The organism is Sinorhizobium numidicum (assembly GCF_029892045.1).
GTDB classification, from domain to species: domain Bacteria; phylum Pseudomonadota; class Alphaproteobacteria; order Rhizobiales; family Rhizobiaceae; genus Sinorhizobium; species Sinorhizobium numidicum.
In genome coordinates this window covers 1,711,363-1,731,179 of record NZ_CP120367.1, presented here as the reverse complement: position 1 = coordinate 1,731,179, position 19,817 = coordinate 1,711,363, and the positions used below count along the sequence as shown (strand labels likewise).

At 60.5% G+C, this 19,817-nt stretch carries 16 protein-coding genes; 9 read left to right on the top strand and 7 right to left on the bottom strand.

Features of this window, described 5'->3' with window-relative positions; translation table 11 throughout:
* The first annotated feature begins 149 nt into the window (after positions 1–149).
* A complete protein-coding gene (locus PYH37_RS08265) occupies positions 150–857 on the top strand; it encodes a TetR/AcrR family transcriptional regulator (protein ID WP_280730946.1) in 708 nt (235 codons plus the stop codon).
* A 1-nt stretch (position 858) separates the two neighbouring features.
* On the opposite strand, the gene PYH37_RS08260 is transcribed toward PYH37_RS08265, so the two are convergent.
* Together PYH37_RS08260 and PYH37_RS08255 are read right to left on the bottom strand one after the other, a co-directional pair.
* A complete protein-coding gene (locus PYH37_RS08260; protein WP_280730945.1) occupies positions 859–2,073 on the bottom strand; it encodes a TIGR03862 family flavoprotein in 1,215 nt (404 codons plus the stop codon).
* A gap of 38 nt (positions 2,074–2,111) precedes the next feature.
* Entirely contained in the window at positions 2,112–3,140 is a 1,029-nt protein-coding gene (locus PYH37_RS08255) for a substrate-binding domain-containing protein (protein ID WP_280730944.1), read from the bottom strand.
* A gap of 371 nt (positions 3,141–3,511) precedes the next feature.
* Between PYH37_RS08255 and PYH37_RS08250 the strand changes: the two genes are divergently transcribed.
* The 6 genes from PYH37_RS08250 to PYH37_RS08225 all read left to right on the top strand — a co-directional run bounded on the left by PYH37_RS08250 (position 3,512) and on the right by PYH37_RS08225 (position 9,869).
* Positions 3,512–4,774, top strand: a complete 1,263-nt coding sequence (locus tag PYH37_RS08250) for an ABC transporter substrate-binding protein (RefSeq protein WP_280730943.1) — start codon at positions 3,512–3,514, stop codon at positions 4,772–4,774.
* A 147-nt stretch (positions 4,775–4,921) separates the two neighbouring features.
* Entirely contained in the window at positions 4,922–5,908 is a 987-nt protein-coding gene (locus PYH37_RS08245) for a carbohydrate ABC transporter permease (RefSeq protein ID WP_280730942.1), read from the top strand.
* On the top strand, positions 5,908–6,738 hold the full coding sequence (locus tag PYH37_RS08240) for a carbohydrate ABC transporter permease (RefSeq protein WP_280730941.1): 831 nt from the start codon (positions 5,908–5,910) through the stop codon (positions 6,736–6,738). Before PYH37_RS08245 ends, PYH37_RS08240 begins: the two co-directional genes overlap by 1 nt.
* Positions 6,739–6,809: 71 nt before the next feature.
* The gene (locus PYH37_RS08235) at positions 6,810–7,838 is read left to right on the top strand and encodes an ABC transporter ATP-binding protein (RefSeq protein ID WP_280730940.1); all 1,029 of its coding nucleotides are present in this window, start codon (positions 6,810–6,812) and stop codon (positions 7,836–7,838) included.
* A 145-nt stretch (positions 7,839–7,983) separates the two neighbouring features.
* Positions 7,984–8,769 (top strand): ThuA domain-containing protein, encoded by a 786-nt coding sequence (locus PYH37_RS08230; protein ID WP_280730939.1) that lies wholly within the window; start codon positions 7,984–7,986, stop codon positions 8,767–8,769.
* A gap of 11 nt (positions 8,770–8,780) precedes the next feature.
* Positions 8,781–9,869, top strand: a complete 1,089-nt coding sequence (locus tag PYH37_RS08225) for a Gfo/Idh/MocA family protein (protein ID WP_280730938.1) — start codon at positions 8,781–8,783, stop codon at positions 9,867–9,869.
* Positions 9,870–10,112: 243 nt separating this feature from the next.
* On the opposite strand, the gene PYH37_RS08220 is transcribed toward PYH37_RS08225, so the two are convergent.
* From PYH37_RS08220 to PYH37_RS08200, 5 genes are all read right to left on the bottom strand, one after another.
* Positions 10,113–10,469: an SPW repeat protein gene (locus PYH37_RS08220; RefSeq protein WP_280730937.1), complete on the bottom strand. Its 357-nt coding sequence runs from the start codon at positions 10,467–10,469 to the stop codon at positions 10,113–10,115.
* Between the two features lie 549 nt (positions 10,470–11,018).
* Entirely contained in the window at positions 11,019–14,171 is a 3,153-nt protein-coding gene (locus PYH37_RS08215; RefSeq protein ID WP_280730936.1) for an efflux RND transporter permease subunit, read from the bottom strand.
* A 30-nt stretch (positions 14,172–14,201) separates the two neighbouring features.
* Positions 14,202–15,338: an efflux RND transporter periplasmic adaptor subunit gene (locus PYH37_RS08210; RefSeq protein ID WP_280730935.1), complete on the bottom strand. Its 1,137-nt coding sequence runs from the start codon at positions 15,336–15,338 to the stop codon at positions 14,202–14,204.
* A 35-nt stretch (positions 15,339–15,373) separates the two neighbouring features.
* The gene (locus tag PYH37_RS08205; RefSeq protein ID WP_280730934.1) at positions 15,374–15,979 is read right to left on the bottom strand and encodes a TetR/AcrR family transcriptional regulator; all 606 of its coding nucleotides are present in this window, start codon (positions 15,977–15,979) and stop codon (positions 15,374–15,376) included.
* A 490-nt stretch (positions 15,980–16,469) separates the two neighbouring features.
* Entirely contained in the window at positions 16,470–17,987 is a 1,518-nt protein-coding gene (locus PYH37_RS08200; protein ID WP_280730933.1) for a M10 family metallopeptidase, read from the bottom strand.
* Between the two features lie 439 nt (positions 17,988–18,426).
* Here PYH37_RS08200 and PYH37_RS08195 point away from each other — a divergent pair, with 439 nt between their 5' ends.
* A complete protein-coding gene (locus tag PYH37_RS08195) occupies positions 18,427–19,032 on the top strand; it encodes a DUF922 domain-containing Zn-dependent protease (RefSeq protein WP_425336080.1) in 606 nt (201 codons plus the stop codon).
* A 247-nt stretch (positions 19,033–19,279) separates the two neighbouring features.
* Positions 19,280–19,810 carry a DUF992 domain-containing protein gene (locus PYH37_RS08190; RefSeq protein WP_280730931.1) on the top strand — a complete coding sequence of 177 codons (531 nt, stop codon included), beginning with the start codon at positions 19,280–19,282 and terminating at the stop codon, positions 19,808–19,810.
* Positions 19,811–19,817: the final 7 nt, after the last annotated feature.

Here is a 19,817-nt window from a genome sequence, read left to right as displayed (position 1 = left end):
AAGGTTGAAACGGAGAGGCAGTCGCTGATCGCTTGGACGCGGGGCTTGGGAGGATCGCATCCACGAGACTACCCGTGTCAAATAACTTGGACACAGGTGTAAAACTAGACACCATTGTCTAACTCGTCAACACGTCCTATTTTCAGCACATGAAAAAAAGGAATGCTCCGGTATCAACGGCTGGTGGCCATACCCAAAGGGGCCAGTGCGCAAAACGCGTGTCTATCCTGGACGCCGCCGCCGAGGTCTTTTGCCGCGAAGGCTTTTCCGGCGGGAGCATTGATGAGATCGCCGCGGAAGCCTGTGTTTCGCGCCAGACGGTCTATAATCACTACGGCGAGAAAGAGACGCTGTTCATGGCAGTGGTTCAGGCGATCATGGATCGCGCTAACGCCACGCTATTTTCGATATTGGCGACGTTCCCGGAAAATGGCGACAACCTCGAGGACGATCTGACGGCCTTTGCCGTTCGTCTCAACAAGAACTGCATTTGCAATCACGATGGAAAATTCATTCGTAGATTGGTGCAGATGGAAGGGGAGCGCTACCCGCATCTTTTCGAGATCTGGCGCAAGCAAGGACCCGGCAAGATCGCAACTGCGCTTTCGGCACTCCTGGCGCGGCTCGCCCATGTCGCGCCGCTGAAGATCGATGACTTCGATCTCGCCGCCAAACAGTTCCTCGCCCTTATCAGTGCCGAACTGCAGATGACCAATCTCTTTGGCGGCGCGCCAGCGGAGGAGGAACTCGAAAAGGCGGCGCGCGCTGCCGTCCGAACCTTCCTCAGGGCCTATGCCGATCGCCAGGAAGGCGAGGCAGCGGCGGATTTGCCGCAGCGCTCTTCGCAGCCGGCCTGATCTATCTTTGCTGCCGCAGCCATGTCTCGATGCCCCTTGCCGCGGCGCGTCCCGTCGCAAGGCATGCGGTCAGCAGATAGCCTCCCGTCGGCGCTTCCCAGTCGAGCATCTCGCCGGCGGTGAAAGCGCCTGGAAGCGCTTTCAGCATGTAATGCTCGTCGATGCCGCTGAGACAAACGCCGCCCGCCGAAGAGATCGCCTCCTCGATCGGACGTGGCCGCAAAACCGCAAGAGGCAAAGCCTTGATCAACGCGGCGAGGCTCTTCGGGTCGGCCGTGAGCACCGCCGGGGCGATCTCCCGCAACAGCGCCGCCTTGACCCCGTCTAGTCCCGCCCTCTTGCGCAGGCGATTGGAAAAACTTGCCTTATCATTCTGCCGGGTCAGATCGCGTGCCAGGCGTTCAGCCGATCGGCCGGGCGCGAGATCAAGCAGAAGAGCCGCTTTGCCATCGCGTTCCAGCAGGTCGCGCAAGCTGGCGGCATGGGCGTAAACGAGACTGCCCTCTATGCCCTCGCGGCTCACCACGAATTCTCCCGAAAATACGCCTGCCGCGGATGAAGCGATGACGGATTTTACCGGCTCGCCGGCAAAGCGCTCTCGGAACGTCTCGCTCCAGGCGACGTCGAAACCGCAATTGGCGGGCCGGAAAGCATTGACCTTCACACCCCTGTCGCGCAGCAACGGTGTCCAAGTGGCGTCAGAGCCGAGTCGCGGCCAACTCGCGCCGCCAAGGGCGATCAGAGCCGCTTCGCAACGGACGACCTTTCGTCCCACTGACGTTTCGAAAATATAACCGTTCTCGGCAAAGCCCACCCAGCGATGACGCGTGAGGAGGCGGACATTCTGTGCCTCCAGCCTGCGGAGCCAGGCGCGCAGAAGCGGCGAGGCTTTCATTGCCGTTGGAAAGACGCGGTTCGAGGAACCGATGAAGGTCTCCACCCCGAGCTCTGCCGCCCAGGCTTGCACGTCGCTTGGGCCAAAGGCATCAAGGGCCGGGCGCAGCCGATCGGAAGCACTGCCGAAGCGCTTCACAAAAACGGTGTAGTCCTCCGCATGCGTGATGTTGAGGCCGGATTTCCCGGCCAGCAGGAACTTACGGGCAGCCGTCGGCATCGCCTCGTAGATCGTAACCGAATGGCCGCCGCGTGACAGGATATCCGCCGCCATAAGACCGGCAGGCCCGCCGCCGATGATAGCAATTTCTCTTCTGTCCATCTGCCCGTTATCCGGTTCTTCGAGGCGTCCCTGCGTGCTCAGGACTGTGCTTCCGGTGGCGCCGGGCCCGTGGACTCGCGCAGGATGAGTTCGACCGGCCAGAGTTCGTGGATTTCGGTTGCCGGTCTTCCGGAGAGAAGTTGCAGCACGAGATCCGCCGATCGCGCGCCCGCTGCCCGCATCGAGGAGCGGGTTGCCGAAAGCGAGGGGCCCATGTTTTCGGCCGTCAGATATGGAAATACGTCGTCATGGGCTATCACTGAGACATCGCGTCCGACGACGAGGCCGCGCGAGCGCACGGCGCGATAGATGCCGAGCGCCGTCATCATAGAGCCTGCGACGAAGGCTGTCGGACGCGGTGATTGCTCAAGAAAGGATCGGGCAAAGCGAAAACCGAGCTCATCAGTGAAGTTGCCGTGGGCGACCAGGCGAGCATCGAAGGGGATGCCCCGCTCCGACAGCGCATCGCGATAGCCCTTGTCGCGGTGGAGGGAGAAGGTGCGTCCGGGGCGACCGTTGATCATCGCGATGCGCTTGTGGCCGAGGTCAAGCAAATGGGAGGTGGCGCGCCTGACGGCGCCTTCATTGTCGATGTCGAGCCAGGCATGCGGCACGTCGGTTTCGGAGCGGCCGTGCACGAGGAACGGAAAGCCGAGCCTATGAAGCAGTGCGATGCGCTCATCGTTCGGCTTGGGCGAATGGACGATGACCGCATCGACACGGCCGCTGGTGACAAGCCTGCTATAAAGCGGAACGTCGTCCGTGGAGTCTCGATCCGCCGTCGGGCTGACGAGGATGTCGATGTCTTCTCCATCCAGCCGCTCGGCCATTCCGCTCATGAATTCGGCGAAGTGAAATTCCGCGGTGCGACCCATGACGACGCCAATGGCGCCTGCTCGCCCGGTGACCAAGCGCACCGCATTGATGTTTGGGCGATAGCCGAGCCGCACGGCTTCCTCTGCCACGCGTTTGCGGGTCTTTTCGCTGACCTCCGGATAGCCGCTTAGCGCCCGGCTGACCGTGGTTGGCGAAAGGCCCAATTGGCGGGCGAACTCCTTGAGCTTCATGCGGCTTATCTATTCCCTTAGCCCCGTATCCGGGCAGGAATATACGCCTTTCTTGTCAGTAACAATTGGTTCTCGGTCGCGGCCCGCGGTGCGAGGCACCTTCGCTGCGGATGCTTTGGCAGACCAAATCGTTTTAAATTATGCTTGTGGGCACACGTAGCATGACTACAGTCCGGGCTGTTCAAAGGAGGGTTGTGTAGCACGTAAATTGTTGAATTGGCGAGAGAAAAGATGCTTTTCAGGGTTTGTGGAAATAGCCAATTGCTGGCATATTGACATCGTTGAGACCTTCTGACAGCTTTTGCCAACCAAACCGTTTTCGAATTGCTGAGGAGCATTCGGATCGTGGGGGATTTTTGGAGGAGCCGAACATGACACTGTTTCTGAGAACGTTGACTCTTTGCGCCGCCATCGGCGCTGCCGATTTTGCCGTCGCTGCAGAACTCTCGCTTGCGGCCAATACGACCGGCAAAAATGTGAATTTCATTCGCGAACAGCTCGACATCTTCGAAAAGGAAACGGGCCACAGGGTCAGTCTCGTCACCATGCCGCCGTCGAGCAGCGAACAGTTCAGCCAGTATCGTTTGTGGCTGGCTGCCGGCAACACGGACGTCGATGTCTACCAGACCGATGTCATTTGGGCCCCGCAACTTGCTGATCAGTTCGTCGATCTCACTGAAGCTACGAAAGACGTGGTCGGCGACTACTTCCCCACGATCATCGCATCGCAGACGGTCAATGGTCGGCTGGTTGCAATGCCGATGTTTACCGATGCGCCCGCTCTCTACTACCGCAAGGACCTCCTGGAGAAATACGGCAAGGCGCCGCCCAAGACCTGGGACGAGCTGGCGGCGACCGCAAAGGAAATTCAGGAGAAGGAGCGTGCTGCCGGACAAGCGGATATTTGGGGCTACGTCTTCCAAGGCAATGCCTATGAGGGGCTTACCTGCAACGCACTGGAATGGATCAAGTCTTCGGGCGGCGGGCAGATTGTCGAGCCCGATGGCACGATCTCGGTCAACAATGAAAAGGCGGCTGCGGCCGTCGAACGGATCAAAGAATGGATCGGCGCGATTTCGCCTCAGGGCGTGCTTGCCTATCAGGAGGAAGAATCGCGCGGCGTCTGGCAGACGGGCAATGCCGTTTTCATGCGCAATTGGCCGTACGCCTATGCGCTCGGAAACGGAGATGACAGTGCCGTCAAGGGCAAGTTCGAGGTCATGCCGCTTCCGACCGCAACCGGGGGCGAAGAGCCGTCCTCGACCTTAGGCGGCTGGAACCTTTCGGTGTCGAAATATTCGGACGAGCAGGAAGCGGCGATCGCCTTGGTGAAATTCCTGACTTCAAAGGGCGTGCAGAAACAGCGCGCGCTGCAGCTTTCGCAACTGCCGACGATCGCCGCCCTCTATGACGACGCGGAAATCGCCGCGGCCCAGCCGTTCATGCCGAGCTGGAAGCCGATTTTCCAGAGCGCCGTGCCGCGCCCCTCCGCCGTCACCAAGGTCAAGTACAACGAGGTCTCGTCGAAGTTCTGGAGCGCCGTTCACAACACGCTCTCCGGCGATGGCACCGCTGCCGAAAATCTCGAACTTCTCGAAGTGGAGCTGACAGAGCTCAAGGGCGACAGCTGGTAATCCTCCCCGGGTGGGGAAGAACTGGACACAGCCTTTGTCTTTCCCGCTTCGCAGCAGTCGCCGAGGATGGCGGCCACCCTGGGCCGCCATCCTCCTCCGTGTCGAACCTTGCGGCGAAAGCCGAACGGCAATGGGTGAGCCAACATCATGACCGATCTTACCGTCGCGGATACGCCGGCCGCGCTCGCGCGCCAAAACCACATCAGTTCAGACCTCAGGACCCAGCGTGTCCGTTCAGCCTGGGTGTTTCTGGCGCCGACCCTGCTGGTGTTGGCTCTCGTCGCCGGCTGGCCTCTCGTGAGGACCATTTATTTCAGCTTCACCAATGCATCGCTGACAAATCTGGCGGGCGCCGAATTCATCGGCTTCAAGAACTATCTTTCCTGGATCACGCTGAAGAGCGGCCGCACCATTTACAAGGGCCTGCTTGCGGATCCCGCCTGGTGGAATGCGGTGCGGAACACGCTGAAATTCACCGCCCTTTCCGTCAGCATCGAGACGATGCTGGGCCTCATCGTGGCGTTGGTGCTGAATGCCCAATTCCCGGGCCGCGGGATCGTGCGCGCGGCCATTCTGATCCCCTGGGCAATCCCGACGATCGTTTCCGCCAAGATGTGGGCGTGGATGCTCAACGACCAGTTCGGCATCCTGAACGACATACTGATGGGTCTCGGCCTGATCAGCACAAAGATCGCCTGGACCGCAAACCCCGACACGGCGATGGTCGCCGTGCTGATCGTCGATGTCTGGAAGACGACGCCTTTCATGGCGCTGCTGATCCTCGCGGGCCTGCAGATGGTTCCGGGCGATATCTACGAGGCCGCCAAGGTCGACGGCGTTCATCCCTTGCGGGTGTTCTGGCGGCTGACATTGCCGCTCATCCGGCCGGCACTCATGGTCGCAGTAATCTTCCGCATGCTCGACGCGCTCCGCATCTTCGACCTCATCTACGTGCTGACGCCGAATAACGCTCAGACGAAAACCATGTCGGTGCTGGCACGGGAGAACCTCTTCGACTTCGACAAGTTCGCCTACGGTGCAGCCGCCTCGACCATGCTGTTTCTCATCATCGCCTCGATCACCGTCCTCTACATGTGGTTCGGCCGAGTCAATTTCGAAGGAGGGGAACGCTGATGATCGCCACACTCGCAAAGCGCACCGCCTTCTACGCGCTCGTCATGACAATCATCGTGATAGCGGTCTTTCCCTTCTATTACGCCATTCTGACGAGCCTAAAATCCGGCACGGCCCTGTTCCGGGTGGATTATTGGCCGACGGAACTCTCGCTGGCTAATTACGCCAGCGTCGTGTCGCAGGGCAGCTTTCTCAGGAATCTCGGAAACTCGCTGCTCGTCGCAACGCTGGTCGTCGGCATTTCCCTGTTGTTCGCGATCACGGCGGCCTATGCGCTCGGACGCGTACGCTTCCGCGGACGATCATTGCTCCTGCTCACCATTCTGTCGGTATCGATGTTTCCGCAGATTGCGGTTCTGGCAGGCCTGTTCGAGCTCATCCGGTCGATCGGCATCTTTAATACGCCCCTGGCGTTGATCTTCTCCTACATGATCTTCACCTTGCCCTTCACGGTCTGGGTGCTCACCACCTTCATGCGGGACCTGCCGGTCGAGATCGAGGAGGCGGCAATCGTCGATGGCGCTTCTCCCTGGGTCATCATTACCAGGGTCTTCATGCCGCTGATGTGGCCCGCGTTGGTGACGACAGGATTGCTTGCCTTCATCGCTGCATGGAACGAGTTCCTGTTCGCGCTGACATTCACGTCTTCGAATACGCAGCGCACCGTGCCGGTCGCGATCGCGCTGTTGTCCGGCAGCAGTCAGTTTGAAATTCCCTGGGGCAGCATCATGGCGGCCTCGGTCATAGTCACGGTGCCCCTCGTGATCCTCGTCCTGATTTTTCAGCGGCGGATCATTTCCGGCCTCACCGCCGGCGGCGTCAAAGGATGAGCGGGATGAGGAAAAGTGTGGGCGGTTTTCCGCCTGCATTCCGCTCTAACCTGTTGCTCTAGGAGGAGAAAATGGCAGAGCTTCAACTCAGAGACATTCGCAAGTCCTTCGGCGCCTTCGAGGTGATCAAGGGCGTGAGCATGGATATCAAGCCGGGCGAGTTCATGGTCTTTGTAGGCCCTTCCGGCTGCGGCAAATCCACGCTGCTCAGGCTGATCGCCGGGCTGGAGGAAATCACCTCCGGCACGCTCGCCTTCGACGGCCAGATCGTCAACCATCTTGTGCCGTCGAAGCGCGGCATTGCCATGGTTTTCCAATCCTATGCGCTTTATCCGCATATGACTGTCTTCGAGAACATGTCTTTCGGCATGCAGCTCGCCGGCAAGGACAAGCAGCAATGCAGGAAAAGAGTAGAGGCGGCGGCGGAAATGCTGCAGCTCACACCTTATCTGCAGAGGCTACCGCGTCAGCTCTCCGGCGGCCAGCGGCAGCGGGTGGCGATCGGCCGCGCTATCGTGCGCGACCCCAAGGTGTTCCTGTTCGACGAGCCGCTTTCCAATCTCGATGCGGCACTGCGCGTCGCGACCCGTATCGAGATCGCCAAGCTGCATCGCAGCATGCACAACACGACGATGATCTACGTGACTCACGATCAGGTCGAGGCGATGACACTCGCTGACCGCATCTGCGTGCTGAGGGACGGGGTAGTCGAGCAAATCGGCACGCCGCTCGAGCTCTATGAGAAGCCGAATTCGGTTTTCGTCGCGGGCTTCATCGGGTCGCCGAAGATGAATTTCCTCTCCGGCCCCTTCGCCGACACCTACGATGCCAAGACGATCGGCATCCGTGCGGAACACCTGGAGATCGACGGCGAGGGCGGGCAATGGACCGGAACCGTCATCCATTCGGAGATGCTCGGGTCCGACAGCTACATCTATCTCGACATCGGCGCCGGCGAACCGGTGATCGTCAGAGAGAGCGGCACCTCCAGACACCAACCGGGGCAGACCGTGCGGATTTCGCCTGCCGCCGGGCATATTCACCGCTTCGATGCGGCGGGACGGGCGACCGGGCGCCTGGAAATACGAGGTGCGGCCTAAATCCGGACGGATTTCGGATCATTTCCAAACCCCAGACGTTAGACCGGAAAGGGCGCTATCCCGACCCCGACTCCGCATCGACGAACTCAAATCATGGACAGCGGGCACCGAGCAAAAAGGATGCCTAACGAGTAGGAGAACGACCTTGGCTATCAACACGATCGTGTGGGGTGAGAACATCCACGAACAGACGAATGCGGTGGTTCGGGAGATCTATCCGAACGGCATGCACAACACGATCGCCGCGGCGCTGAATGCCGATCCGGCGATCGAAGCGACGACGGCTACGCTGCAGGAGCCGGAGCATGGACTGAGCGAGGCGCGGCTGGCTTCGACCGACGTGCTTTTGTGGTGGGGCCACAAGGACCATGGCGCCGTCGCCGACGAGATCGTCGAGCGAGTTGCCAAGCGGGTATGGGAAGGCATGGGGCTGATCGTGCTCCATTCCGGCCATTTCTCAAAGGTCTTCAAACGGCTGATGGGGACGCCCTGCGCCCTCAAATGGCGCGAAGCGGGCGAGCGCGAGCGCGTCTGGGTGATCAATCCGCGACATCCGATCGCCGAAGGCCTCGGGGAGAACTTCGTCATCGAGAATGAGGAGATGTATGGCGAGCAGTTTTCGGTGCCGGAGCCGCTGGAGACGGTCTTCATCTCCTGGTTTGCCGGCGGCGAGGTATTCCGTTCGGGGCTGACCTGGCGGCGCGGCGCGGGCAACATCTTCTATTTCCGCCCCGGCCACGAGACCTATCCGACCTACCACGACGCAACGGTCCACAAGGTGCTGCGCAACGCCGTGAAGTGGGCCCACAACCCGCAAGGCACCTATAAGGCGATCCATGAGGCGCCGAACGTACCGGTGGAGAAGGCACTGGAGCCGATCGTCGAGCGCGGTCCAAAGCTGCATAGGGCCGGCGAAGCCGGCTACAGGTGAGGAGGTTGGCAATGCGTCTGCTCATACTCGGAACCGGCGGCATGGCGAACAGCCACGCAAACGCCTTTGCCAAGATCGAGGGTGTCGAAATGGTCGGCGCCCTCGATGTCGACCCGGCCCGCGCCAAGGCCTTCGCCGCCACGCACGGCATCCCTGAAACCTTCAACTCGCTCGATGAGGCGATCTCCTGGGGCCAGTTCGACGCGGTAGCAAACGTGACGCCGGATAAGGCCCACCATCCGACGACGATGGCGCTGATTACTGCCGGCAAGCATGTATTGTGCGAAAAACCGCTGGCGGAGAATTACGAAAAGGCCGCGGAGATGGCGGCCGCGGCGGAGCGCTCCGGCCTCGTCACGATGGTCAACCTCACCTACCGCAATGTCGCGCCGCTTCAGAAGGCGCGCGAGCTGGTGCTGGCCGGCGAGATCGGCCAGGTGCGGCATATCGAAGCCTCCTATCTGCAGAGCTGGCTGGTGTCGAAAGCCTGGGGCGACTGGGCGAGCGAATCGAAATGGCTGTGGCGCCTGTCTACGAGACATGGCTCAAACGGCGTGCTCGGCGACGTCGGGATCCATATCCTCGACTTCGCCGGTTATGGCGCCGGCAGCGCGGTCGAACGCGTGTTCGCGCGGCTGAAAGCCTTCGACAAGGTGCCGGGCAACCGCATCGGCGAATATGATCTCGACGCCAATGACAGTTTTGCGATGACGGCGGAGTTCGCCAACGGCGCGATGGGGGTGATTCACGCCAGCCGCTGGGCGACCGGGCATCTGAACGAGCTGAGGCTGCGGCTGCATGGCGACAAGGGCGCGCTAGAGGTGATCCATACGCCGGACGGTTCGAGCTTGCGCGCCTGCCTCGGGGCGGATGTGGAGAAGGCGGTGTGGCGCGCCGTCGACGCCGGCAGCGTCGCGACCAACTATCAGCGTTTCGCCGAGGCGGTCAGGGCCGGCCGCAGCGTCGAGCCCGGCTTCCGCCATGCGGCCGACCTGCAGAAGGTTCTCGATCTCGCCATTGAAACCGAACGCGAGCGCCGCGAACTCGGTGTCGCGGAGGTGGTTCCGATTGCGGACGAGCGGGCGGTCGTGGGAGCATAGCGCAAGCGACAGACCCGCTCTCAGGCGGTTACGCCAACAGAATAAAAAAGTGCGCGTTCACGTGAGCGCGCACTTTTTCTGAGCGGAAGGTGCGAAGCGATTTTCGCGGCGTTCCGCTCAAGTGGTTTCTGGACCGGCCGCCTTCACGATCTTGGATGGGATCAATCCAAAATCGTTGATCTAGCTTACTAGAATCGACCACGTTTATGATTTTGGGTCGATTCGACCCAAAATCATCGTGATCTAGGCGGAGTGCGGGTGGCGATAGTCCCAGACAGCCCAGGCCGCAATGGCGGCGACAAGCAGACCCAGAATGACGTGGGTCCACATTGCGTTCGTATTTGCCATAAAGCCGAGTAGCCAGGGAGAAACGATCACCCACAGGCCGACCACCATATTTGCCCATTCCTCCCACTCGGCGAAGGCCGAGAGGGCTGCAACCGCAAGGATGCCGAGCACAATGCCGGAAATCCATGCGTTCCAGGTCGGTACGACGTCAGCCGAGAAACCGATGACCCAGGGAGAAAGGAACAGGCACACTGCCAAGACCAGATTCACCCAGTCCTGGGCTCTTCTTCCTGCCATTAGAGTGTTAGCCATGACAACCTCCACGTATGAAGCTTGACCAAAGCGTCACCACTCGCGTGCACCGCACGTTTCAGCTCCGGTCGTTTCAGTCCGCACGGTCGCTGTAACGCTTTGAATTGCTAAGTGATTTTACCCTCAAATTGAAGCCGATTCAAGAAATCCCGCAACATACGGTTTTCATGGACTATTTACGCGAATTTGCCGCATGGTTTTCCGGAGGCGAGGACTGACGTGTTCTTCCCGACGAACGACCATCGCAAGAGAGCGCACGAGTTTCGGCGTGAGCGGGTGTAGAGCCGTAAGCTATTGGTCCTTCGAACGTTTTGGCGTTGCCATCAGTCAGAATGGCCGAGCCAAGAACTGCACTGACGCGCCGTTTGAAGCAGCATTCAGCCATTGCAGCGCTTGGCGCCCATCCTGTGCCAGGCTTTCAGGCTCAATGCTGCCGGCTTTCTTGTCTCCGCGCTGGCGCCGTTTACGCGGGCATTTTCGAAAGCAGGGCAGCGAAGCGGCGGCAAACTGCCGCTGCTCTCCGGCCAGCGCGTGGGGCCCCGCCTAGCCTCACTCCGCCGCCAAGGGTACAGGATACATCCTGCCTTCCTCTTCCTCGTCCACCGCCGACGGCGCCTCCTCCGGCTCCGCCTCGCGGGCCTTCGGCTCCTTGCCGAAGAACAGCGCGTAACCGGCCGGCAGAACAAGGATCGTCAGCACCGTCGCAACCAGAATGCCGCCCATCATCGCGTAGGCAAGCGGCCCCCAGAATACGCCGCGTGAGATCGGGATCAGAGCCAGCACCGCGGTCAGCGCCGTCAACGTGATCGGCCTGAAGCGGCGAACCGCGGCGCCGATGATCGCCTCGGATCGTTCCATGCCCGCGGCGATATCCTGGTCGATCTGATCGACAAGGATGATCGAGTTGCGGATGATGATACCGAGCAGCGCGATGACGCCCAGAATGGCGACGAAGCCGAAGGGAGCGCCGCTGATCAGCAAGGCCGCGGCCGCCCCGATGATGCCGAGCGGCCCAGTCGCCAGTACCAGCATCGACTTGCCGAAATGCTGGAGTTGCACCATCAGCAGCACGACGATGACGACCAGCATGATCGGCGCCTTGGCAGCGATCGAGGCCTGGCTCTCGGCGCTGTCTTCCGCTCCGCCCTGGATCTCGACCTTGTAGCCGGGGGCGAGGCCGTCTCTCAGACCCTGCAGCTCGTCATAGAGCTTCATCGTCACGTCGTTTGACTGGACGCCGTCCGGCAGAGTGGCGCGGACGGTAATGGTCGGCAGGCGATCGCGCCGCCACTCGACACCCTGCTCGATCACCGGTACGACTTTGGCCACCTGCGAGACCGGAACGAAACCGCCGAAATCGGTGGGCACGTAGACGGAATTGACGGCCGAGAGCAGGTGCCGGTTGCCGTCCGGTTCTCGCGCGACGATAGAAACCGTTTCCTCGCCGTCGCGGAAATCGTCGAGCGGCACGCCGGACATCGTTGCCTGCAGCATCTGGCGGATGCGTTGCGATGTGACGCCTAGCGCGCGGGCGCGATCCTGATCGATCACCAGTTTCATCGCCGGCACCGGCTCCAGCCAGTCGTCATGAACGGCGCCAAGCAGTGGGTTTTCGGCGAACTTCGCCTTCACCTGATCGGCGATACGGCGCACTTCCTGGCGGTCCGGCCCCATTACACGCAACTGCACCGGCCAGCCCGTCGGGGGGCCGAGGAACAGGCGGTCGACCTTGGCGCGAACAGAGGGGAAATCTTCGGCAAGAACCGTACGCAATTTGACGATCAGCCGTTCGCGGGCCGCCTCGTCCTTCGCCATGACGAGAAGCTGCGCGAAATTCGGATTGCGAAGCTGCTGGTCGAGCGGCAGGAAGAAGCGTGGCGCGCCCTCGCCGATATAGGTGGCGATGAAGCGCTTGTCCTCATCGTCCATCATTCGCGCTTCAAGAGCCTTGGCCTGCTTTTCGACTTCCTTGATGCTGGTTCCTTCCGGGAGCCAGAGATCGACAAGGATTTCGGGCCGCGACGACTGCGGAAAGAAATTCTTCGGAATGAACTGGAAGGCCCAGAGACTTGCCGCGAAGGTAACAAGGGTCATGACGAGAACGATGACGCGGTGGCGCACCGCCCATCCGACGGTTGCCCTCAGGCGCCGGTAGAAGCGCGTATCGAAGGCGTCGTGATGGCTGCCCGCGTGGTGGCGCTGCTTTAGGATCATGTAGCCGAGCCAGGGCGTGAAATAGACTGCCACGAACCACGATACCACCAGCGCGATGCCGACGACGTAGAAGAGCGAGCGGACATACTCGCCGGCAGTCGATGCGGCAAAACCGACCGGGATGAAGCCGGCGGTGGTGATCAGTGTGCCGGTCAGCATCGGAAAGGCGGTCGAGGAATAGGCAAAGCTCGCCGCCTCGATCTTGACCAGGCCTTCCTCGAGTTTGCGCTCCATCATTTCGACGACGATCATCGCGTCGTCGACGAGCAAGCCGAGAGCGATGATGAGGGCCCCAAGTGAGATGCGCTGCAGGTCGATGCCGAGTTCGTACATGATCGCGAAGGTGGCTGCGAGCACGAGCGGTATGGCAATGGCAATCACGAGACCGGAGCGCCAGCCGATCGACAGGAAGGAGACCACGAGCACGATGATCAGCGCTTCGCCGAGCGCATGCATGAATTCGCTGATCGCCTCGGTCACGACCTCCGGCTGATTGGAGACCTGGTCGACCGTCATGCCGTAGGGGAGCGCGGATTCGAAACGTTCATAGGTCGCTTCGACAGCTTTGCCGACATCGGTGACCTTGAAGCCCTTGGCCATGACGACGCCGATCTGAACGCTATCATGTCCGTTGAAACGAAACTTGCGCGAATAGGGGTCTTCGAGGCCGGACGTGACGCTCGCGATGTCGCCGAGCCGGATTGTCTGGCTGCCCGCGCGCAATCTCAGTTCGCGGATATCATCGATTTTTGTGACGCCGCCTTCGACGGAAATGCGCACCGAGCGCTGACCGGTATCGACGGAACCGGCAAGGTCGACATCGTTCTGGCCGCTAATGGCGTTGCGCAGATCGTTGAGCGTCAGCCCGCGCTCGGCGAGGACCTTGGAGGAAATGTCGATATAGATTTTCTCCGGCTGATCGCCGAGAATGACCACCTTCTCGACGCCCGGCGTCGTCAGCAGCATATCGCGGCCTTCGATCGCGAACCTCTTCAGTTCAGGATAACTGTAGCCTTCGCCGCTGATCGAGTGCAGCGTGATGAAGGTATCGCCGAACTCATCGTTGAAGTAGGGGCCGAGCAAGCCTTCGGGCAGTTCGTTGGCAATGTCGGCGACCTTCTTGCGCACCTGATAAAAGGCGTCGGCAACCTCGTCCGCGTTGGTGTCGCCCTCGATCTGCAGCGTGATGATGGCGCTGCCGGCGCGCGTATAGGAGCGGACGAAATCGAGATGCGGCGTTTCCTGCAGCTTGCGCTCGATCTTGTTGACGACCTGGTCTTCCATCTCCTGAATGGATGCGCCGGGCCAGACGGCCTGCACCACCATGACGCGGAATGTGAATTCCGGATCCTCGCGCTGCCCCATCCGAACGAGGCCGAGAGCGCCGGTAATGATGATCAGCGCGAAGAGGAAGCGCGCAATACTTGGATGGCCGATCGCCCAACGCGAAAGATTGAACGGTTTCTTGTCCTCAGTGGAGGCGTGCATGGGCGTCGTTCCGTTCTGTCGGGAATTGGGCTAGCGGACGATTTCGCCTGTTTCGGCGAGGGCGGATTGCTGTTCGGCCGCCGGTAGCTTCACTTTAAGGTTTTCGGCCATGAACTGCGTGCCGGCGGCGACGACGAGGTCACCTGGTTCGATACCCTCGGCGACGCGCACCCCGTCATCGGCAAAGTCGGCGAGCTTGACGGGCCGGGCGTGAACGGCCGACGCATTGCGGTCGACCACCCAGACGATATCTTTGCCGTCCTTCTTAGAAAGAGCGCTCAAGGGGATCGAAAGGGGCGCGTACGAATTGCTGGCGGCGGCCTCGATGGTCGCCGTCATCCCGAGCAGAACGCGCTCGTCGTTCGGCAAACTGACGCGTACGGAGAAGGTCCGAGATTGCTGGTCGGCGCTGCCGGAGACCTCGCGCACATTGCCGTCAAGCACGAGCGCCTCATCCGACCAGAAACGCGCCTTGACTTTTTTGCCTGGCTTGAACTCGGAAATGTAGATTTCGGGCACCGCAATCTGCACTTCCTTCTCGCCGTCGACTGCGACGGTGACAACAGGCGTGCCCGCGCCGACGACTTGGCCGACATCCGCATTGACCGCCGTCACGATGCCGTTCTGGTCGGACTTCAGATCCGTATAGGTCACCTGGTTCTTGGCCTGATCGAGCGATGAGGCGGCGGCGTCGCGCGTGGAGACTGCCTGATCGTAGAGCAAGGTCGCTTGGTCGAGCTGAGCCTTGGAAGAGAATTCCCTGGTGAAGAGCTGTTCGGCCCGGACTTTCGTCAGCGCCGTCGTTTGCACCTGTTTTTCAGCCGCGATCAGGCTTGCCTCGGCGCTCTTGACCGCAAGCTGGTAGTCGGTCGGGTCGATACGGGCAAGAAGGTCGCCCGGCTTCACCCGATCGCCAATATTGACGAGCCGCTCGGTGATTTTACCGGCGACGCGAAAGCCGAGGTTCATTTCCGTGCGGGCTTTCACCGAGCCCGAATAGTCGAGCTCGCGCGCCTCACCTGTCTTGACGATCTCCACGACCTTGACAGGACGGACGATCTCTTTCGTTTCGGTCTTCTCCTCCGAGCAGCCGGATAGGGCGACGCCAGCGGCGACGGCCAGGAGACCGGCAACGAACGGTTTACGGAAAACTCTCGGCGAAAACATCGTTCGTACTCCTGACCCTCAGGTTTTGTTGCGGTCTACTTCTTCAGCGCCTCGATTGCGTATTCGATCAGCTCATCGGGTGTTGCGCGGTTCTGCTTCGCAAGACACTGAGCTACGATCTGCGGGTGACAGAGCGTCACTACGGCGGCTCCAAAACATCTGGCGGCGACTTCCGGATCCTGTTCTGCGAATTCGCCGGCCCGAATGCCGTCGCGAATGATCTCGGCAAGAAGCTGATCTATGCGGTCGATGTGCTTTTCGATGACGTGCCAGTCCCGCTCGATCGCCACGACGACCATCTCGTGCACCTTCTGCTCGTCGAGCATGGTCTCCACTGTCATCTTGTGCTGACCGTGGACATAGCGGCGCAACCGCTCGGAAGCGCTGAGAGGAAGACGGGAAATGTCGTAGGCCTGCTGATAGCTCGCAGCTAGCATGCGGCCACAGATTGCCTGGTGGATCTCCTGCTTCGACGCGAAGAAGCGATAGATGTTGGCCGGCGACATTTCGAGATCGCGGGCAATGTCGGCGACATTCGTCTTGGCATAGCCATAATGCCTGAACAGCCGCTCGGCGGAATTAAGAATCCGCGTCACGTTTTCCTGTCTGGCATCGACGCTGCTGTCTGCGAGATCGTTCATTTTTGCCATGTCGTGTTACGAGTGACGTTTTTCGAATTTCGTCAGTCTTAATCCGGTAGTCCAAATCTGTCAACCCAGGGAGTAGGCTTTCCAATGTGCTTAACGATCGAAAGAACACTGCGATCCCAGATGAGATACATCGTGCCGAGGCGCCGGCTTTTATCCTTTACGGCTGCTTGAGCTTGACACTGAGGCTTGATCCCGGATGTTTCACTGGTGACACCCAGGGAAGGACGGCCTGCGTGAGGCGCGACCGGCCCTCCCGGGCGAGACCAGGAACGGGCTCCGTGCGGCCTTAGAAATGCAGGCGAGACCTGCAGCTGGTTTGCGAAGGGCATGACTCCGGCAGCGCCACCCGGCCGGCACTGACGATCAGGCGATCGCCTGTCGTTACTCGCTAGGCGCGGACGAGGCCGTCATCGGCGCCGCTTGAGCGCCGGCTGAGCATCATCCGACGCGACGCCAGCCTTCCTAAGGAACCTAGGCCTTCCTATAGAACAAAATAGCCCTTCTGAAGGGTCAAGGCGTCGTCCAGGTGGATGGCGAAATCCGCCTTCCTGTCGCCGTTTACATCGCCATAGATGTAGGTGTCGGAGGCGGCGCGATCGTAGCGCAGCTCTCCTTTCCGGCCGGCGAAGGCGGCCGTCCCGACGAAGAGAAAACTCTGGTTGCCTGTGACAGTAGAGTTGGCATCGATCGCCGAGAGATCGATCCTGTCGGATTGCGAGGCTACGAAGTCGTAGATCGTGTCGCGGCCGGTGGAGGCAACGGTGCTCTCCGCCAATGCCCTGAACCTGAAGCTGTCGGCTCCTGTGCCGCCCGTCAGCCGGTCCGCTCCTGTCTCCCCCAGCAGACGATCATTGCCATTGCCGCCATTGAGGGTGTCGGCTCCGATGCCGCCGTAAAGCCAGTCATTACCGCTGTCGCCGTACAGAGTGTCGTTGCCGGCATAACTGAGCAGACTATTGGCCACCTGGTTGCCGATGATCGTGTCGGCGGCCGAACCTCCCTTGACGTTCTCGATCAGAGAGCGCGTGTCGCTGTGATAAAGCAACGCGTTGAAAATATTGCCGCGCGCGTAGCCGTCATTCGGACCGCCGCCGAGATAAGCGAGCTGGTCGGCGCTGAAGGTCGAGGCTTTGCCGGGCCGCAGATCGATCTTGAGGCCAGTCTTGTAGGCAGTGAGATCGTAGGTATCGTTGCCGCCCCCATCCCATATGGTGGCGAAGATGCGGTTGGCACCCGGAGAGATGGCAGTCTCGCCGTTCACCAGTGTCGCGCCGCTGGCGGGCGTCCATTTATAGACCGTGTTGCCGCTGTTGGTCGTGAAGTCGGCACCGTACATTTCCTGTAGTCCGGCGATATCGGCCATCATGAAGGTCTGCGGCGCGCCATACTGTTCATACCCGTAACCGCCATCGTCCCCGGCGCCGACGAAACCTCGGTAGGTCATGATCGAATATTCGATCGAGTCGTATTGCGTGGGCAGAGGGCCGAAGGCGCCTTCTGCCTCGTGACCGTGCTTCAGGCCGAGCGCGTGGCCGAGCTCGTGCAGCAGCGTGTGCCATGCGTAGTTCCCGGCCACGGGCTTGCGATAGTCATCTACCGTGCCGGCATAGGCCGTGCCGAACCAGATGTCGCCGGCCTGAGCATAGGTGCCCGGCATATAGGCGTAGGCCGTCTTCGGCACTTTCGACTGCGCAAACCGGATCGTTGCACTGGTCGCGCTTCCCAAAGCGAAGCTGGCATTGGTGAAGCCCTCGACGGAAAAGCCGTCATTGGCGGCCGAACCGAAGGACTGCTCCATGGCGAAAAGCGCGGTGTTTTTCTGCGCTGTCGATATGTCAGTAAAGCCGCTGTTTTTCTCGCCGCTGTAGCTATAACTGCTGCCCAAGGTCGGAAAGGCGTAATAGATCGTGCCGTTCCAAGCCGAACCCGACAGCACGCCGTCGATCAGGCTGTTGCCCGTCGCCGCGAGAAACTGGGTGGATTTTCCGGTGCCGCTCATGCAAAATTCTCGATAACGGATGCAGACTGATTTCGGGACGGTAGCCGCCCAATAACTATGATTCCCGTAAATAACTCAATAAGATTGGAGCGATTTTGCTGGTTCGCAGGGTACTGAAATTGCTCGGGTTGGTGCTCTTGGCAGTGAGCTTCTCGGCTCCTTCGCACAGCGCAACGAAGAAAAGCGGGGCAGAAATGCAGGAGCCTCCAGATCATGAGCTCGCCGTGCGCTCAGAATTCGAGCGCGTAAAGGCGAAGAATACGACCGAGGATTACGAACGCTTCATCCGCCGTCACCCGGGTCACCCTTTGACTGTCGAGGCGCGGAAGGCGTTGTTGCGATTGCGACAGCAGTAGGCCGCGACCGATGACGTTCATGGTGATTGAAAGCGCGGGTCGTGCCCTTTAATCTCGGCGCGACAAGATGCCAGCCCGCGAGGATTCGTTTGAGAACAGGCCTTCGATTTTCTTTGCTGTTCGCCTGTTTCGCGTTACTGCCGGCGGCTGCCGAAGCCGAATGGCACGCGGTCGAGAAGGTGCAGACCTATTCGATTGCTGGTAAGTCCGGTCCGGAACTCTATACATCGATCGGGGAGCGGGGGCCGAAGGTCGGAGGCCTCGCTCGCGCCATCGCGCATACAAGCTTCAAGCTCACCTGGTCGCGGAAATACGAGGCGCAGGGCGACGCCTGCGTCCTGGTGTCGGCGCTGCCGAAGCTTGCGATTACCTACACGCTGCCGCAACCGGCCAAGCAATTGCCGGCCTCCACCCGGGAGCATTGGCAGGCTTTCATCGCCGGTGTGCACAAGCACGAACGCGTGCATGGAGATTTCATAAAGGACATGGTGCAGAAGATCGAGGCCGCCACCGTCGGCCTCACCGTTTCCGCAGACCCGCAATGCCGCAAGATCAAGACAGAATTGACGAGGCGGCTTGCTAAGCTTTCGAACGCGCAGCGGCAGCAAAGCCGGGATTTCGACCGAGCGGAACTCAGTGATGGCGGCAATATCCATCAGCTCATCCTGAAATTGGTGAACGGGCGGTAGACGCGCGCCTGGCCTCGCGATGCGATGCAGATTCTTTCCTCGCCGCCGCAGCGGATCAGGTCACACCCGAATCGCAAGAGCTGTTGCCGCTCGGGAGGGTGCCTCTGAATTGTCTCAATAGAGTTGAACTCTACGGTGGTTCTACACCCTGCATGGTCGTCGCGACTTCTACGATAATGCGGGCCACCGATTGCTGAATGTGTTTGTCGGACGAGCGTTGTTCGCAAGTCCGAGAAGGAGAGTATGCATGAAGAATAATCTTGCCGTCGCGTTTTCCGCAGCGTCGCTGTCTCTTTCGGGCATGGCCGCCCATGCCGCCGATGTTACGACATACCGGGAGCCGGCTCCGCCCCCGGTGCAGGACGCGCAAAACGGCGTTAAGATAGGTTATCTCGAATGCGATATCGCCGGCGGTACCGGCTACGTTCTGGGCTCGGCCAAGGAAGTCGAATGCATTTTCCGCTCCATAAGCGGCGAGGAAATTGAGGATCGCTATACCGGCGAGATCCGCAAGCTAGGTGTTGATATCGGCTTTACGATGCGCAGCCGGCTCATCTGGGCCGTGTTCGCGCCGACGGCCGGCTATCATCACGGATCGCTGAGTGGCCTCTACAAGGGCGCGAGCGCCGAGGCGACGGTCGGCGCCGGTATCGGGGCCAATGTGCTCGTCGGCGGCACCTCCGGTTCGATCCATCTCCAGACGGTCAGCGTCACCGGTCAGCTCGGCCTCAACGTCGCTGCTGCCGGCACCTCGATGACGCTCAACTCGGTGAACTGAATAGCGT

What these genes read in the sequence shown, in the direction of transcription:
- PYH37_RS08190 (WP_280730931.1), top strand. Translation starts at nt 19,280, where the DNA reads ATGAAGAATAATCTTGCCGTCGCGTTTTCCGCAGCGTCGCTGTCTCTT.
- PYH37_RS08245 (WP_280730942.1), top strand. Translation starts at nt 4,922, where the DNA reads ATGACCGATCTTACCGTCGCGGATACGCCGGCCGCGCTCGCGCGCCAA.
- PYH37_RS08225 (WP_280730938.1), top strand. Translation starts at nt 8,781, where the DNA reads ATGCGTCTGCTCATACTCGGAACCGGCGGCATGGCGAACAGCCACGCA.
- PYH37_RS08235 (WP_280730940.1), top strand. Translation starts at nt 6,810, where the DNA reads ATGGCAGAGCTTCAACTCAGAGACATTCGCAAGTCCTTCGGCGCCTTC.
- PYH37_RS08205 (WP_280730934.1), bottom strand. Translation starts at nt 15,979, where the DNA reads ATGAACGATCTCGCAGACAGCAGCGTCGATGCCAGACAGGAAAACGTG.
- PYH37_RS08260 (WP_280730945.1), bottom strand. Translation starts at nt 2,073, where the DNA reads ATGGACAGAAGAGAAATTGCTATCATCGGCGGCGGGCCTGCCGGTCTT.
- PYH37_RS08210 (WP_280730935.1), bottom strand. Translation starts at nt 15,338, where the DNA reads ATGTTTTCGCCGAGAGTTTTCCGTAAACCGTTCGTTGCCGGTCTCCTG.
- PYH37_RS08265 (WP_280730946.1), top strand. Translation starts at nt 150, where the DNA reads ATGAAAAAAAGGAATGCTCCGGTATCAACGGCTGGTGGCCATACCCAA.
- PYH37_RS08215 (WP_280730936.1), bottom strand. Translation starts at nt 14,171, where the DNA reads ATGCACGCCTCCACTGAGGACAAGAAACCGTTCAATCTTTCGCGTTGG.
- PYH37_RS08250 (WP_280730943.1), top strand. Translation starts at nt 3,512, where the DNA reads ATGACACTGTTTCTGAGAACGTTGACTCTTTGCGCCGCCATCGGCGCT.
- PYH37_RS08240 (WP_280730941.1), top strand. Translation starts at nt 5,908, where the DNA reads ATGATCGCCACACTCGCAAAGCGCACCGCCTTCTACGCGCTCGTCATG.
- PYH37_RS08200 (WP_280730933.1), bottom strand. Translation starts at nt 17,987, where the DNA reads ATGAGCGGCACCGGAAAATCCACCCAGTTTCTCGCGGCGACGGGCAAC.
- PYH37_RS08255 (WP_280730944.1), bottom strand. Translation starts at nt 3,140, where the DNA reads ATGAAGCTCAAGGAGTTCGCCCGCCAATTGGGCCTTTCGCCAACCACG.
- PYH37_RS08220 (WP_280730937.1), bottom strand. Translation starts at nt 10,469, where the DNA reads ATGGCTAACACTCTAATGGCAGGAAGAAGAGCCCAGGACTGGGTGAAT.